This window comes from Pseudenhygromyxa sp. WMMC2535, from assembly GCF_011083025.2.
The window spans coordinates 4,835,036-4,847,564 of record NZ_JABJWV010000001.1; the positions used below are offsets into that span (position 1 = coordinate 4,835,036).

Annotated in this window: 13 protein-coding genes; 8 read left to right on the forward strand and 5 right to left on the reverse strand. The window is 69.3% G+C overall.

Translation table 11 applies throughout. The annotated features are described in order from the left end of the window. Window positions 1–50: 50 nt before the first annotated feature. The 3 genes from G6O69_RS18930 to G6O69_RS18940 all read right to left on the reverse strand — a co-directional run bounded on the left by G6O69_RS18930 (window position 51) and on the right by G6O69_RS18940 (window position 2,341). Window positions 51–725: a sterol desaturase family protein gene (locus G6O69_RS18930; RefSeq protein ID WP_172304911.1), complete on the reverse strand. Its 675-nt coding sequence runs from the start codon at window positions 723–725 to the stop codon at window positions 51–53. 15 nt (window positions 726–740) lie between these two features. Then, a complete protein-coding gene (locus tag G6O69_RS18935; protein ID WP_172304912.1) occupies window positions 741–1,754 on the reverse strand; it encodes an NADP-dependent oxidoreductase in 1,014 nt (337 codons plus the stop codon). Window positions 1,755–1,828: 74 nt separating this feature from the next. Beyond that, window positions 1,829–2,341, reverse strand: a complete 513-nt coding sequence (locus G6O69_RS18940) for a hypothetical protein (RefSeq protein WP_176396950.1) — start codon at window positions 2,339–2,341, stop codon at window positions 1,829–1,831. 79 nt (window positions 2,342–2,420) lie between these two features. On the opposite strand from G6O69_RS18940, the gene G6O69_RS18945 reads away from it, so the two are divergent. The 7 genes from G6O69_RS18945 (at window position 2,421) to G6O69_RS18975 (ending at window position 9,507) form a co-directional block, all read left to right on the forward strand. Beyond that, window positions 2,421–3,221 (forward strand): hypothetical protein, encoded by an 801-nt coding sequence (locus G6O69_RS18945; RefSeq protein ID WP_172304915.1) that lies wholly within the window; start codon window positions 2,421–2,423, stop codon window positions 3,219–3,221. A 23-nt stretch (window positions 3,222–3,244) separates the two neighbouring features. After that, window positions 3,245–3,691 (forward strand): hypothetical protein, encoded by a 447-nt coding sequence (locus tag G6O69_RS18950; protein WP_176396951.1) that lies wholly within the window; start codon window positions 3,245–3,247, stop codon window positions 3,689–3,691. 18 nt (window positions 3,692–3,709) lie between these two features. Continuing rightward, window positions 3,710–4,510, forward strand: coding sequence for a HEAT repeat domain-containing protein (locus G6O69_RS18955; protein ID WP_172304917.1), 801 nt, complete (start codon window positions 3,710–3,712; stop codon window positions 4,508–4,510). A gap of 50 nt (window positions 4,511–4,560) precedes the next feature. Further along, window positions 4,561–7,845: a carbamoyl-phosphate synthase large subunit gene (gene carB, locus G6O69_RS18960; RefSeq protein ID WP_172304919.1), complete on the forward strand. Its 3,285-nt coding sequence runs from the start codon at window positions 4,561–4,563 to the stop codon at window positions 7,843–7,845. A 107-nt stretch (window positions 7,846–7,952) separates the two neighbouring features. Continuing rightward, window positions 7,953–8,438 carry a transcription elongation factor GreA gene (gene greA, locus G6O69_RS18965; protein WP_172304921.1) on the forward strand — a complete coding sequence of 162 codons (486 nt, stop codon included), beginning with the start codon at window positions 7,953–7,955 and terminating at the stop codon, window positions 8,436–8,438. Beyond that, window positions 8,438–9,046 (forward strand): hypothetical protein, encoded by a 609-nt coding sequence (locus G6O69_RS18970; protein WP_176396952.1) that lies wholly within the window; start codon window positions 8,438–8,440, stop codon window positions 9,044–9,046. Before greA ends, G6O69_RS18970 begins: the two co-directional genes overlap by 1 nt. 23 nt (window positions 9,047–9,069) lie before the next feature. Continuing rightward, entirely contained in the window at window positions 9,070–9,507 is a 438-nt protein-coding gene (locus G6O69_RS18975; protein WP_172304923.1) for a hypothetical protein, read from the forward strand. 7 nt (window positions 9,508–9,514) lie between these two features. Here the strand turns inward: G6O69_RS18975 and G6O69_RS18980 are convergent, their stop codons facing one another. Next, complete coding sequence (locus tag G6O69_RS18980) at window positions 9,515–9,886, reverse strand: group 1 truncated hemoglobin (protein ID WP_172304924.1); 372 nt, start codon at window positions 9,884–9,886, stop codon at window positions 9,515–9,517. Window positions 9,887–10,175: 289 nt separating this feature from the next. Further along, entirely contained in the window at window positions 10,176–10,982 is an 807-nt protein-coding gene (locus tag G6O69_RS18985; RefSeq protein WP_172304925.1) for a hypothetical protein, read from the reverse strand. Between the two features lie 222 nt (window positions 10,983–11,204). Here G6O69_RS18985 and G6O69_RS18990 point away from each other — a divergent pair, with 222 nt between their 5' ends. Then, complete coding sequence (locus tag G6O69_RS18990) at window positions 11,205–12,488, forward strand: DUF748 domain-containing protein (RefSeq protein ID WP_172304926.1); 1,284 nt, start codon at window positions 11,205–11,207, stop codon at window positions 12,486–12,488. Window positions 12,489–12,529 lie beyond the last annotated feature (41 nt).

Consider the following 12,529-nt stretch of genomic DNA (forward strand, 5'->3'; position numbering starts at 1 on the left):
CCCCACAACAGGGCGCCCGCGCTGCGTTTGGCGCTTCGGAGCGGGGAGCGCTACTCGGCCGTGCCGAACAAGATGTCCGGCAGCGGCGAGATGCTGGCGAAGTTGCCGGCCTTCATGCTCGCGTGGTGCCGGGCGTGCTTGCGGTTGAGGTAGGCGAAGGGCCGCAGCAGCGGGTGCTTGAAGTCGAGGCCCGAGTGGATCACCACGTTGAAGATCGAGAACACGGTGAACACGATCGCAAAGGCCGGCAAGGAGATCGGCCCGACGATGGCCACGCAGGCCATGACCAGCACGACCCCGGCGAGCATCTCGATCGGGCTGGCGTAGAGGCTCTCGAAGGCGGTCGGGAACTTGTGGCTGTGGTGCACGAGGTGGACGTCGCGCAGCCACTTCCACTCGTGGAACAAGAACCGGTGCATGAAGTAGTAGAGCAGGTCGTAGAGCGCGAGCACGGCCACGGCCTGCCAGGCCACGGTGAGCGCGGCGTTCGGACCTTCGTCGAACAAGAAGTCGCGCAGCAGCAAGCTGACACCGACCGCGGCGCCGCCCGAGTAGAGCCCGTTGAGCAGGATGTTGCGCGCCCGCCGGGCGAGGGTGAAGCGCTTGGCTCGCTTGGGGTAGATCTTGATGGCGTCGGTCAGCTGCGACTCGTAGGCGTAGTGCAGCCCGACCATGGTCAGGCCAGAGGCGGCGAGGACGACGAAGAGGATCAGTTCGAGGGTCATGGGAGTTCTTGTTGGCTAGAAGCGCACGACCATCTTGCCGATCTTGGCGCTCTTGCCCCCGACGAGCTCGCGCAGGGCGTCGGGCAGGCTCTCGAAGCCCTCGCGGACGTGGAGCCGCGACTCGAGCTTGCCCTGAGCCACCCACGCGCCGAGCTTGGCGGCGGCCTCGGCGTAGCGATCGGCGTAGTCGAGGATGATGAAGCCCTGCACCTTGAGGCGGCGCATGAGCACCATGGGGAATTGATAGGGGCCGGGGAGCTGCTCGCCGGCGCGGTTGTAGCCGGACACCATCCCGCACAGCGAGACGCGGCCGAAGTTGTTCATGCGCAGCAGGATCTCGTCGAAGATCGGGCCGCCGACGTTCTCGAAGCACACGTCGATGCCGTCGGGGCAGGCGCGGTCGAGGCCGGCGCCGACGTCCTCGTTCTTGTAGTCGATGCAGGCGTCGAAGCCGAGCTCCTCGGTCACGTAGGCGCACTTCTCGGGGCCGCCAGCGATGCCCACCGCGCGGCAGCCGTGGAGCTTGGCGAGCTGACCGACGAGGCTGCCCACGGCGCCCGCGGCGGCGTCGACGACCACGGTCTCGCCGGGCTTGGGCTCGCCGATGTCGAAGAGGCCAAAGTAGGCGGTCATGCCCGAGGTCGGGCCGACGGTGGCCAGGAACATGCCGGGGTCCGTGCCCTCGGGCAGCTTCATGCAGCCGAGGGCCTCGGGCTTGCCCTGGATCCGGGTCTGCCAGCCGATCATCGTCGAGACCTGGTCGCCGACGGCGAAGCCCGGGTGCGTCGAGGCCTCGACCTCGGCCACGCCGATGCTGCGCACGACCTCACCGATGGCGATCGGCGGCATGTACTGGGGGATGTCGCTCATCCAGATGCGGATGGTCGGGTCGACGGACATCCAGGTCGTGCGCGCGCGGATCTCTCCCTCGCCCAGCTCTGGCAGCTCGACCTCGCGCAGCTCGAGGTCGTCGTCGGAGAGTTCGCCCTCGGGGCGGGACGAGAGCAGAAATTGGCGGCTGGTGGGCATCGCCTTTCTACCTATCAGACTGGGGCTTTTGCCGCTACGAGCAGCCACACCAGCCCTCGCGCAAAACTGGGGGGTCAGCCGTCCTCGCGCACGAAGCTCCACGCGCCGAGGCCCTCCGTGGCCGCGCCGTAGCCAAAGGAGCCGGTCAGCGCCGTGTCTTCGCGGTTGATCAGCAGCCAGCCGTGGCCGCGGCTGCCGAGGCCGTCTTGCCAGGTGAAGGTGGTGCGGTTGCTGGGGACCTCGCTGCCCTCTTCGGAGGTCACGTAGGTGTGCTCGAGCAGGAGCGTGTATTCGGTACCCTTGGTCACGAAGGAGCCAAAGTAGGCGCGCTCGTCGAGCTCGCCGATGGTCAGCACGCCGGGCAGGCCGCCGATGTCGCCTCGCCACTCACCCGCGAACTCGGGCTCGAGCTCGTAGATCGAGGCCTGGGGGTAGGAGGCCGAGCGCGTCGAGCTGCCGCCGGGGAGGGAGGAGGTGCAGGCCGCCAGGGCCAAGGCCGCGGCCGACCAGGCACCTCGCGGGGTCCAGGCCGTCACAGGCGCGCGGATCGCTTCGAGCGCGGAGAGCACGTGGCCGGTGCATAACATTTGTGCGCAGCTTCGACAGCAGGGGCGATCGCGGTGGGGTCTTTGCCCAGGCCGGGCGGACCGCTATCCTGCCGCCCGGATGCCCCGCAAGGCCGCGCTCGAACTCGATCCCGCACGGGCGCTCGCCTGTGTGACGGCGATCGCTCTGGTCGCCGCGTCGAGCCCGGCCCTCGCTGCGCCTTCGCCGGGGGGCGCGGCCGAGGCTCAGACCGAGGCGCTCGCGCCGGGCTCGCCGGCGGACGATCCGGCAGCCCCCGAAGCTGGTGCCGAAGCTGGCCCCGAGACCGAGGGCGAGGCCAAGACCGAGCCCGAGGGCGAGACCGAGCAGCCCGAGGTGGAAGTGGAGGCTGGCGAGGGCGCGGCGGTCGAGGTCGACGCGGTCGAGCCGTCCAATGTACCTAGCGGTGGCGGCGTGGCCGGGGCGATCGTCGATCCCGACGATCCCAACGCGACCCGGGCGCAGTCCGATCTAGAGGGCGAGAGCCTCGACGACATCGAGGGCGTGCCCGCCCGCCTGCCCCCGCTCCAGGCGGCCGGCTGGTGGACGGTGTTCGCGGGGGTGACCCTGGCCACGGCCGGGGGCGTGTTCGCCGGCATCGCCGAGACGCGCGAGGACGCGGCGGATCGCATGGCCTACTCCTTCAGCCTGACCACCGGCGCGACCACGCTCTACGCCGACGTGGCCGACGACTACGAGCGCACCCTCCGCGAGGGCGAGGCCTATCAGTGGGCTGCCCGCGGTCTGATCATCGCAGGTGGCGTGGTAGTGCTGACTGGCCTGGGCCTGTTCATCGCCGAGGGCGTCCGCCACCGGCGAGCCGGTGAGCGGGCGGCGGTGCGCGTCGACCCTGGCCCGGGTGGCCTGCGCCTTCGTTTTTGATCCCTCGCCCTCTGGAACCCGCGGTGACGCCACTCGACCCTCAGCGCAGCCTTCAGCGCGCCAAGCACTCGACCGCCGGACGACCCGCGCGGGGACGCCTCGCGCGGGCTGGTGTGATGGCGCTGTGGAGCCTCGGCATCGGGCTCGGGCTCGGGCTCGGCCTGGTCGGCGCGTGTTTTTCACCGCCGGGGGACGACGTGCTCTTCTCCTGCGAGCCGCAGGGCCGCGACGACTGCCCGGATGGCTACGCCTGCGAGGCCGACGGCTGCTGTCACGCGATCGGATCCGACGTCGAAGCCAGCTATGGCGGCTGCGCCGTGGGTGTCGAGGACGCCGGGACGGGAACGGACGGCGAGACCGGCACCGAGACGGACAGCGGGACCGAGACGGACAGCGGGACCGAGACCGAGACGGACAGCGGGACCGAGACGGACAGCGAGACCGGCGGCGAGACCGAGACGACCGGCTAGGTCGAGGAATTGCGACATATGGGACTCAAGGACATGTTTTTTGGCGGCGGCAGCGGGCGCGGGAAGACCCGGGCCGAGCGACTGACCAAGCGGGCGACCAACCAGTATGCCCAGTCGGCGGACCGCTACGGGGCCATGGAGGACTTGCTCGGGCTCGCAGCGAAGACCTGGGACAAGGCCCTCAAGCTGCCCGAGGGCACGCCGGAGCGCCTCGAGCTCGAGCGCTCGGCCGACGACGCCTACGTGGGCGTGCTCAAGCGCTTCACCACGGTCGCGAGCAAGACGATCGACGACGAAGAGGAGAAGGGCTGGCTCTATCGCCGGCTCACGGCCATCGGCAAGCCGATGCTCGGGCCGATCAAGCGTTTCGTGGTCGAGGCCGAGGGCGTAGCCTGGGCGCTGCGCATCGTCGAGGACGTGGCCAGCGAGGAGGAGGAGTGGGAGATCCTCGACGCCCTGCTCGAGGCGCACCCCCCGGTCTACGAGCGCGACTCCTCGCCCAAGCTCCAGACCCTCACGCACCTCAAGGAGATCGACGATCCGCGCGTCCGCGAGATCCTCTCTCGCTACCTCGAGGATCCCGACGAGAGCGTGCGCTTCTTTTGTGTCGAGGCGCTCGTCGACAACGCGGAGGTCGAGTCACTCGACGCCCTCATGTCACAGCTGGGCAAAGCCGAGGAGGACTCGGTGCGGCTGCGCGCGCGAATTCTCGACGGCCTCGCGGATCTGGGCTGGGACGTGTCCGCGCACGCGGAGGTGGTTCGCAAGCACCTCGACGACGAGCACAGCTTCGACGGCGCGCGAGTCAAGCGGCGCTGAACGCCGGTTTGCGAGGCGCAGTTCGCCAAGGTAAGTAGCGGCGAGCTGCCATGCCTCGTCGCGACGATATCAAGCGGATCTGCGTCCTCGGCTCTGGCCCGATCGTGATCGGTCAGGCCTGCGAGTTCGACTACTCGGGCACTCAGGCGATCAAGGCCCTGCGTGAGGAGGGCTACGAGGTCGTGCTGATCAACTCCAACCCGGCGACGATCATGACCGATCCGGAGCTGGCCGACGAGACCTTCGTCCGCCCGCTCACGCCCGAGGACCTCGATCAGGTCCTGCGCAAGACCAAGCCCGACGCGGTCCTGCCCACGGTCGGCGGCCAGACGGCCCTCAACCTGGCGCTCGAGGCCGGGCGCCGCGGGATCTTCGAGCACCACGGCGTCGAGCTGCTCGGCGCGCCCCTCGACGTGATCGAGAAGGCCGAGGACCGCGACCGCTTCAAGGCGGCGATGGTCAGCATCGGCCTCGAGGTCCCGCGCTCCTTCTACGTGCACTCGATCGTCGAGGCCCGCGAGGCCCTCGACCAGATCGGCTTCCCGGCGATCATCCGCCCGAGCTTCACCATGGGCGGGTCCGGGGCGGCGATCGCCTACAACCGCGAAGAATTCGAGCGCATGGCCAGCCACGCCCTGTCCGAGTCGCTGCGCGGCGAGGCGCTGATCGAGGAGTCGGTGCTCGGCTGGAAGGAGTACGAGCTCGAGGTCATGCGCGACGGCAAGGATAACTTCGTCGTGATCTGCGCGATCGAGAACCTCGACCCCATGGGGGTGCACACCGGCGACTCGATCACCTTGGCTCCGGCGCTGACGCTGACCGACAAGGAGTATCAGCACATGCGCAACGCGGCCCGAGCCGTGGTCACCGAGATCGGCGTGACCACCGGCGGCTGCAACATCCAGTTTGCGATCGACCCGGCCAGCGGGCGGATGATCGTGATCGAGATGAACCCGCGGGTCAGCCGGTCCTCGGCCCTGGCCTCGAAGGCGACCGGCTTCCCGATCGCCAAGTTCGCGGCCAAGCTGGCCGTTGGCTACACCCTCGACGAGCTCGACAACGACATCACCAAGGTCACCCCGGCGAGCTTCGAGCCGAGCATCGACTACATCGTCACCAAGATCCCGCGCTTCGCGTTCGAGAAGTTCAAGGGCGCCGAGGACACGCTGACGATCCAGATGAAGTCCGTGGGCGAGGCCATGGCCATCGGCCGGAGCGTGCGCGAGTCCCTGGGCAAGGCCATGCGCAGCATGGAGACCGAGACCTGGGGCTTCGACGCGACCGTCGGCGACCTCGACCTCGACCAGCTCGAGGCGCTGATCAGCCGGCCCACGCCCGAGCGGCTGTGGCTGATCGGCGAGGCCATGCGTCGGGGCATGACGATCGAGACGGTCCACCAGCGGACCGGCATCGACCCGTGGTTCCTGCATCACATCGCGGCGATCATCGCCCTCGAGCAGCGCATCGCCAAGGGCCCGCGGGGCAAGGTCCCCGGCTCGCAGCTGCTGCGCGAGGCCAAGCGCTCGGGGCTCTCGGATCGCCGCGTGGCCGCGCTGCGCGGGACCTCGGAGGACGCGGTCCGCGAGCGCCGGCTGCAGGCGGGGATCCGCCCGGTGTTCAAGACCATCGACACCTGCGCGGCCGAGTTCGCCGCGCACACGCCCTATCTCTACTCGAGCTACGAGGAGGAGGACGAGTCGGCGGTGTCCGGGCGCGAGAAGGTGGTCATCCTCGGCGGCGGGCCCAACCGCATCGGCCAGGGCATCGAGTTCGACTACTGCTGCTGCCACGCGGCCTTCGCCCTGCGCGACGCCGGCTACGAGACCATCATGGTCAACTGCAACCCGGAGACGGTGTCGACGGACTACGACACCAGCGACCGGCTCTACTTCGAGCCGCTGACCCGCGAGAACGTGCTCGACATCCTGGATGTCGAGGCCGCGAGCGGGGAGATCGTCGGGGTACTCGTGCAGTTTGGCGGCCAGACCCCGCTCAAGCTGGCTGCGGCCATCGAGCGCGCCGGCTACCCGCTGCTCGGGACCCCGGCCGACTCCATCGACCGCGCCGAGGACCGCGGGCGCTTTGGCGAGCTGGTCAACCGCCTGGGCCTGCACGCGCCGCGCTGGGGCGTGGCCCGCTCGGAGGAAGAGGCCTTCTCGGTCGCCCACGAGATCGGCTTCCCGGTGCTCGTCCGCCCCAGCTATGTGCTCGGGGGCCGAGCCATGGAGATCGTCCACTCGGACGAGCAGCTCGACAGCTACATGCAGCTGGCCGTGCGCGCCTCGCCGGACCACCCGGTGCTGATCGACGAGTTCCTCCACCAGGCGATCGAGTTCGACGTCGACGCCGTGGCCGACGGCAAGGACGTGGTCATCGCGGGGATCATGGAGCACGTCGAGGAGGCCGGGGTGCACTCCGGCGACTCGACCTGCTGCATGCCGCCGGTCAGCGTCAGCACGGCGATCACCGACCAGATCCGCGAGGTCACCGAGGCCCTCGCTCGCGAGCTCGGCGTGGTCGGCCTGATGAACGTGCAGTACGCCCTCAAGGGCGAGCGCCTCTACATCCTCGAGGTCAACCCTCGCGGCTCGCGGACCGTGCCCTTCGTGTCCAAGGCCGTGGGCGTGGCCTTCGCCAAGATCGCCGCGCTGGTCGGCGCGGGCAAGAGCCTGACCGAGCTCGGGGTCAGCGAGCGCGTGCCCGAGCACGTCTCGGTCAAGGTCCCGGTGTTCCCCTTCATGAAGTTCCCCGGCGTCGACGTGCTGCTCTCACCCGAGATGCGCAGCACCGGCGAGGTCATGGGCATCGCCAAGGACTTCGGCGCGGCCTTTCACTCGGGCATGGCCGCGGCCAACGTGTTCTTGCCCCAGGGCGGGACCGTGTTCATCAGCGTCGCCGATCCGCACAAGCTGGCGGTGGTTCCTGCGGCAAAGCACCTGCGTCGGCTGGGCTTCTCGATCCTCGCCACGCGAGGGACCGCGCGCGTGCTGCGTGAGGAGGCCATCGACTGCGCTGAGGTCAACAAGGTGCTCGAGGGCCGGCCGCACGTCGTCGACCGCATGCTCAACGGCGAGGTCGCCCTCGTGATCAACACCACCGAGGGCCAGCAGTCCGCCCGGGACTCGCTGTCGATCCGCCGCACGGCCCTGAGCCTGGGCATTCCTTACTTCACGACCATCGCCGGCGCGCTGGCCACCGCGCACGCCATCGAGTCTGCGCGCCTCGGCGGGAGCGTGCTCGAGGCCGTGTCGCTCCAGGAGTACCACCAGCGTCCGCACTACACGCCTGGTCAGGAGCCCGCCGACCGCGACGCCTACCGGCCCAAGCCGGCCTGAGCTACCATGGCCGAACACGCTCACCGCGAGGGGGCGCTGGTTAGGAGCGCCGGGGTCGGCGCGTGCTGACGCCGGCGCCCGGCGTTGTTCGAGCGAAGAGTGACACGATGACCCAACGAGTCCCGATTACCCCGAGCGGGCTGCAGACCCTCCGCGACGAGCTGCGCAACATCAAGGAGAACCTGCGCCCTCAAAACGTCGCCGACATCGAGACAGCCCTCGGCCACGGCGACCTGCGCGAGAACGCCGAGTATCACGCCGCCAAGGAGCGTCAGGCCGAGCTCGCCGCCCGCCAGGCCTACCTCGAGAGCCGCATCTCCCTCGCCCAGGTCATCGACCCCGAGGAGACCAGCTCCGATCGCGTCGCCTTTGGCGCGACCGTCACCCTGGCCGACGCCGACACCGAAGAAGAGGTCGTCTATCGCCTCGTCGGAGAGGACGAGTCGGACGTCAAGGCCGGCAAGATCTCGATCTCCGCGCCCATCGCCCGCGCGCTCCTCGGCAAGGAGGAGGGCGACGACGTCACGGTGCACCTACCCAAGGGGGACCGCGAGTTCGAGATCCTCAAGGTCGAGTACATGAGGATCCCCTGATGCACCCGCTGCAGCCGCCGAACAGCCCCTGGTCCGTGCTCGCTGGACTCTCTCTCCGGTTCTCCGGGCAGGAGCGCGCTCGCCGGGCGCCGGGGCTGGCTCGCGCCGCGGCCGTGTGGGCGATCGCCCTGGTCGCTGGCGCCGGCGGCTGCAAGAGCCCTACGGGTGAGGTCTGCCGCTGCGCCTCGGACTGCCGCGATGGCCTGGTCTGTGTGATCGACGAGCGCGACGTGCTCGAAGATGGCGAGTGCGCGATTAATCTCGAAGTCGGCTACTGCGTCGACGACGACTCGCTCCCCGGCCAAGATGCCCTCTCGGACATGCCGATCTACGACGACATGCCCAGCAAGCGGGACATCGGCGGGGGCTTCGACGACACCGACTCGGACACGGAGACCGGGACCGACACCGATACGGACACCGGGACCGACACGGAGACCGGGACCGACACGGAGACCGGGACCGACACCGACACCGACACGGAGACCGGGACCGACACGGGCACGGATACGGACACCGAGACGGACACGGACACCGAGACGGGGACCGACACGGACACGGACACCGGGACCGACACGGACACGGACACCGACACCACCACGGGGTGAGTGGCGGGCCCAGGGCCGAGGGGATGGCGGACGATCAGACACACTGGCTTTGGCGCCTCGGCGCGGGCGAGTGGCTCGACGCCGCGCGCAACGATCTCGAGCAAGGCCGGACCAAGCTCGGCTCGCGCCGGGCGGCGGTCACCCTCGCGCGGCGGGCTGCGGGCATGGCCCTAAACGCGGCGTTGGTCGAGATGAGCACGCGCGGGTGGACGCGCGCGCGCTGTGAGGACATCTGGGGCCGCAGCTACGTCGACCACCTGCGCATGCTGGGCTCGGACCCGAGCCTGGCGGGCCCGCTCGGACCGAGCCTGGCCGAGCGCTGCGCGTCCTTGATGGCCATCCCGGTGATGCCTCCCCAGGGGTTGGTGCGCCTCGGGTTGCGCCGCGACGATGCGGCGAGCCGCGCCCTGGACGAGGCCGCGGCGATCCTCGCGGCCTGCACCGAGCTGAGCTCGAGCTGAGCGCGGCTCAGTGGTTCAAGACGTCGGCCTTGGTCCCGCCGACGATGGTCATGGCCTCGTCGATCAGCGCCTGGGCGACCCCGAGCTCGTGCAGGGTCGCGTCGAGGTGCCCGGCGATCGCGTTGAAGTGCACCTCGCCGAGGCCGCGGGCGACGAGGGGGGCGTGGGCCGTGCGAAGGTCTCGGCCCGTGTAGCCGTGCGGTCCGCCGAAGGCCATGGTCATGAAGGCGATCTGTTTTTTGATCTGCCTCGGCATCTCGTAGCCGTCGAAGAAGGGCGCGACCAGGGGATCATTCATGATCTTTTGATAGAAGATGCCAACTGCCGCGGTGATCGCATCGCGGCCACCGATCCGCTCGTACAAAGATGATGTCGCCAAGCTCGACCTCCGACTGAAAAAGCTAGTGTGCGCGGCAGAGGACTTGAAGGGTCTCAGGCGCCGGACCGCCGGTTGCTGACGAGGCGCGAGGAGGGAGTTTGTCGGGCACAAATGACTGACGAGCAACGAAGTCAGCGGCCGGTGCTCCAAGCCTGGGGCCCTTCAAGTCCTCTGCCGCGCACACTAGCGGAGGTGGTGGCGAGGATCCAGTTGATACGCCGTTCAGGGGTGGTATCGCGCAAAATTCTCGTCACGGCCTGCTCGATCGGGCGCAGGCGCGATCGCGGGCTCACTGCGGGACATAGCAAGCGCCGATGTCTTCGAGGCCGGGGAGGGGGTCGAGGGGGAGCTCGCCGCAGCTCATCGGGGCCTCGCAGGGATCGGTCCCGGCGAGATCGCACAGCGAGGTGCAGCAGGCCAGGTCGCCGCAGCCGGGGATGATCTCGCCGGTCTCGCACACGAAGCCCTGGGCGCAGCCGCGGTCGGTGGCGGCGTCACAAGGATCGGCGGTGGTTCCGTGGTCGTCGCTGCCGGGGTACTGGCAGACGAAGGCGCTCTGGGCCACGCGCTGGCAGACCTGCTGGCCGGGGCACAGGGGGCTGAGGGGGTCACAGATCGCCGCGCAGGTCGGCACGAGCTGCTCGGGTGCGGTGGTGCACAGCGAGGCGTCGTCGCAGTCGTTGTCGTTCTCGCACAGCTCGAGGCACAGGCCCTCGCTGCCCTCCTCGGCCGCGATGCAGGTGTGGCCGGCGGGGCACATGTCCTGGCCGGTGCTCGGGTCGGGCTCGCAGGCGTCGAAGGCCAGCAGCGTGCCGTCATCGTTGACGCAGTCGTAGACGAGCTCGCCGTCGGCGGTCAGCGCTGTGCACTTTTGGCCGTCGGGGCAGGGGCTTTCGCGGCCGGGCTCGCAGTTATAGACCGGATCCCCGGAGCCGGCGCTCGATGACTCGGCGCTGGTCGAGGCCTCGTCTTCGCCACCGCTGCTCGAGCTCTCGTCCCCCGCGTCGTCGTCTTCGAACACGGTGGGCTCGCAGGCGAGCAGCCAGGTGGGGAGCGCGAGCGAGGACAGGACCAGGGAGAGCTTGGAGGGGCGCATGGGTGCTCGAGGCGAGGGACCGAGGGGGAGGGGCAGAGGTCAGCGTAGCAAGTCGTTCGCGGGCCCGGGCCGGGGGTGTCATCCGGCCACGCTTTTCGCTCCAGGCGTGACGATGCGGCTCACTTCGAAGGCGCCTCGAGGCCAGAGCTCGTGCCTGGCGCGGGCGCCGACCGGAGCTCCGGCGAGGGCGCGTTGGTACGGCGCTTGCTCTGTACTGGAGGCATGTCCTCTCGCAAGCGTGTTGGCCTGTGGATCCTCGGCGCACTCGCGCTGGCTCTCGTCCTCGTCGTCGGGGTCGCCGCGCTCTTCCTCGACGCCATCGCGCAGGTCGTGGTCGAGCGCAAGTTCGAGAGCGTCGAAGGCATGACCGCCGAGGTCGAGGACACGCAGCTCGAGGTCTTCGATCGCCACCTGGTGATCTCCGGCGTGCACCTCAACCCCGACCAGGGCGGCGTCGAAGACGATCTGATCTACGCCGAGCGCCTCGAGATCGACGTCTTCGGCCCGATGATCGCCGGCTCGGCCAGCGAGTCCGAGCTGGTCATCCGCGGCCTCGCGCTGCACTTCGTCAGGAGCGACGATCCCAGCCACGAGCAGCTGATCAGCGAGCAGGCCCTCGAAGACATCCGCGCGCTCTCGTCTTGGGACTCGCGCGAGATCACCGTCGAGGACAGCCGCGCGCGCTACGTCGACGAGCGCACCGGCCTCGACCTCGAGCTCGTCTCGCTCTCGGGCGAGCTCGGCAACCTCGACGACGCCGACGAGGACACCACCCCGGCGACCTTCGCCCTGAGCGGCGAGGTCGAGTCGGGCGGCAAGGTCGAGCTCTCGGGCGACTTCGCCAAGAACGGAGAGACCCCGCGGGCCTTCTCGATCGACGCGCAGCTCGAGGGCTTCCGCCTCGAGGCCATCGAGCCGCTGATCGCCAACTACGTCGGCGTGCGCGTGACCGACGGCTACGCCGCGCTGGGGGTCCACCTCGACGGTGAGGGCGGGGATTTTGGCGGGTGGATCGAGCCGCACTTCAGCAAGGTGAAGATGAAAGGCGAGCTCGAGGACGGCCTGAAGCGTCCGCTGATCGCCCTGGGCATCGAGATCGGCTCGAGCGTCGTCGAGGACCCGCTCGCCCTGGGACCCAACAACAACATCGAGGTCGAGGGTAGCTATGGCGACGAGCGCGGCTTCTCGCTCCAGGCCACCGACGAGAACAACTCGTGGCTGCAAGAAAAGCTGCTAAAGATCGGCGACGCGCGCGAGCGGGTGAAGGCCGAGAAGCGCGAGCAGGAAGCGGCCCGCGAGGCGCGTCAAGACGATCGCCAGGAGGCGCGGGAGGAGCGTCAGGAGGAACGCGAGGCGCGTCGAGAGGAGCGTCAGGAAGAACGCGAAGAGCGTCAGGAAGAGCGTCAGGAAGAACGCGAGGAGCGTCAGGAGGAGCGCGAGGAGGCGCGGGAGGAGCGTCAGGAGGAACGCGAGGCGCGTCAGGACGAGCCCGAAGACAAGTCCTGACGCGGGCTCTCGCTCGCGCGGTCTCACGAGTATCGAGGCGC

Excerpts from the sequence above, each read along its gene's own strand:
- G6O69_RS18930 (WP_172304911.1), bottom strand. The coding sequence starts at position 725 with ATGACCCTCGAACTGATCCTCTTCGTCGTCCTCGCCGCCTCTGGCCTG.
- G6O69_RS18935 (WP_172304912.1), bottom strand. The coding sequence starts at position 1,754 with ATGCCCACCAGCCGCCAATTTCTGCTCTCGTCCCGCCCCGAGGGCGAA.
- G6O69_RS18940 (WP_176396950.1), bottom strand. The coding sequence starts at position 2,341 with ATGTTATGCACCGGCCACGTGCTCTCCGCGCTCGAAGCGATCCGCGCG.
- G6O69_RS18945 (WP_172304915.1), top strand. The coding sequence starts at position 2,421 with ATGCCCCGCAAGGCCGCGCTCGAACTCGATCCCGCACGGGCGCTCGCC.
- G6O69_RS18955 (WP_172304917.1), top strand. The coding sequence starts at position 3,710 with ATGGGACTCAAGGACATGTTTTTTGGCGGCGGCAGCGGGCGCGGGAAG.
- carB (WP_172304919.1), top strand. The coding sequence starts at position 4,561 with ATGCCTCGTCGCGACGATATCAAGCGGATCTGCGTCCTCGGCTCTGGC.
- greA (WP_172304921.1), top strand. The coding sequence starts at position 7,953 with ATGACCCAACGAGTCCCGATTACCCCGAGCGGGCTGCAGACCCTCCGC.
- G6O69_RS18970 (WP_176396952.1), top strand. The coding sequence starts at position 8,438 with ATGCACCCGCTGCAGCCGCCGAACAGCCCCTGGTCCGTGCTCGCTGGA.
- G6O69_RS18975 (WP_172304923.1), top strand. The coding sequence starts at position 9,070 with ATGGCGGACGATCAGACACACTGGCTTTGGCGCCTCGGCGCGGGCGAG.
- G6O69_RS18985 (WP_172304925.1), bottom strand. The coding sequence starts at position 10,982 with ATGCGCCCCTCCAAGCTCTCCCTGGTCCTGTCCTCGCTCGCGCTCCCC.
- G6O69_RS18990 (WP_172304926.1), top strand. The coding sequence starts at position 11,205 with ATGTCCTCTCGCAAGCGTGTTGGCCTGTGGATCCTCGGCGCACTCGCG.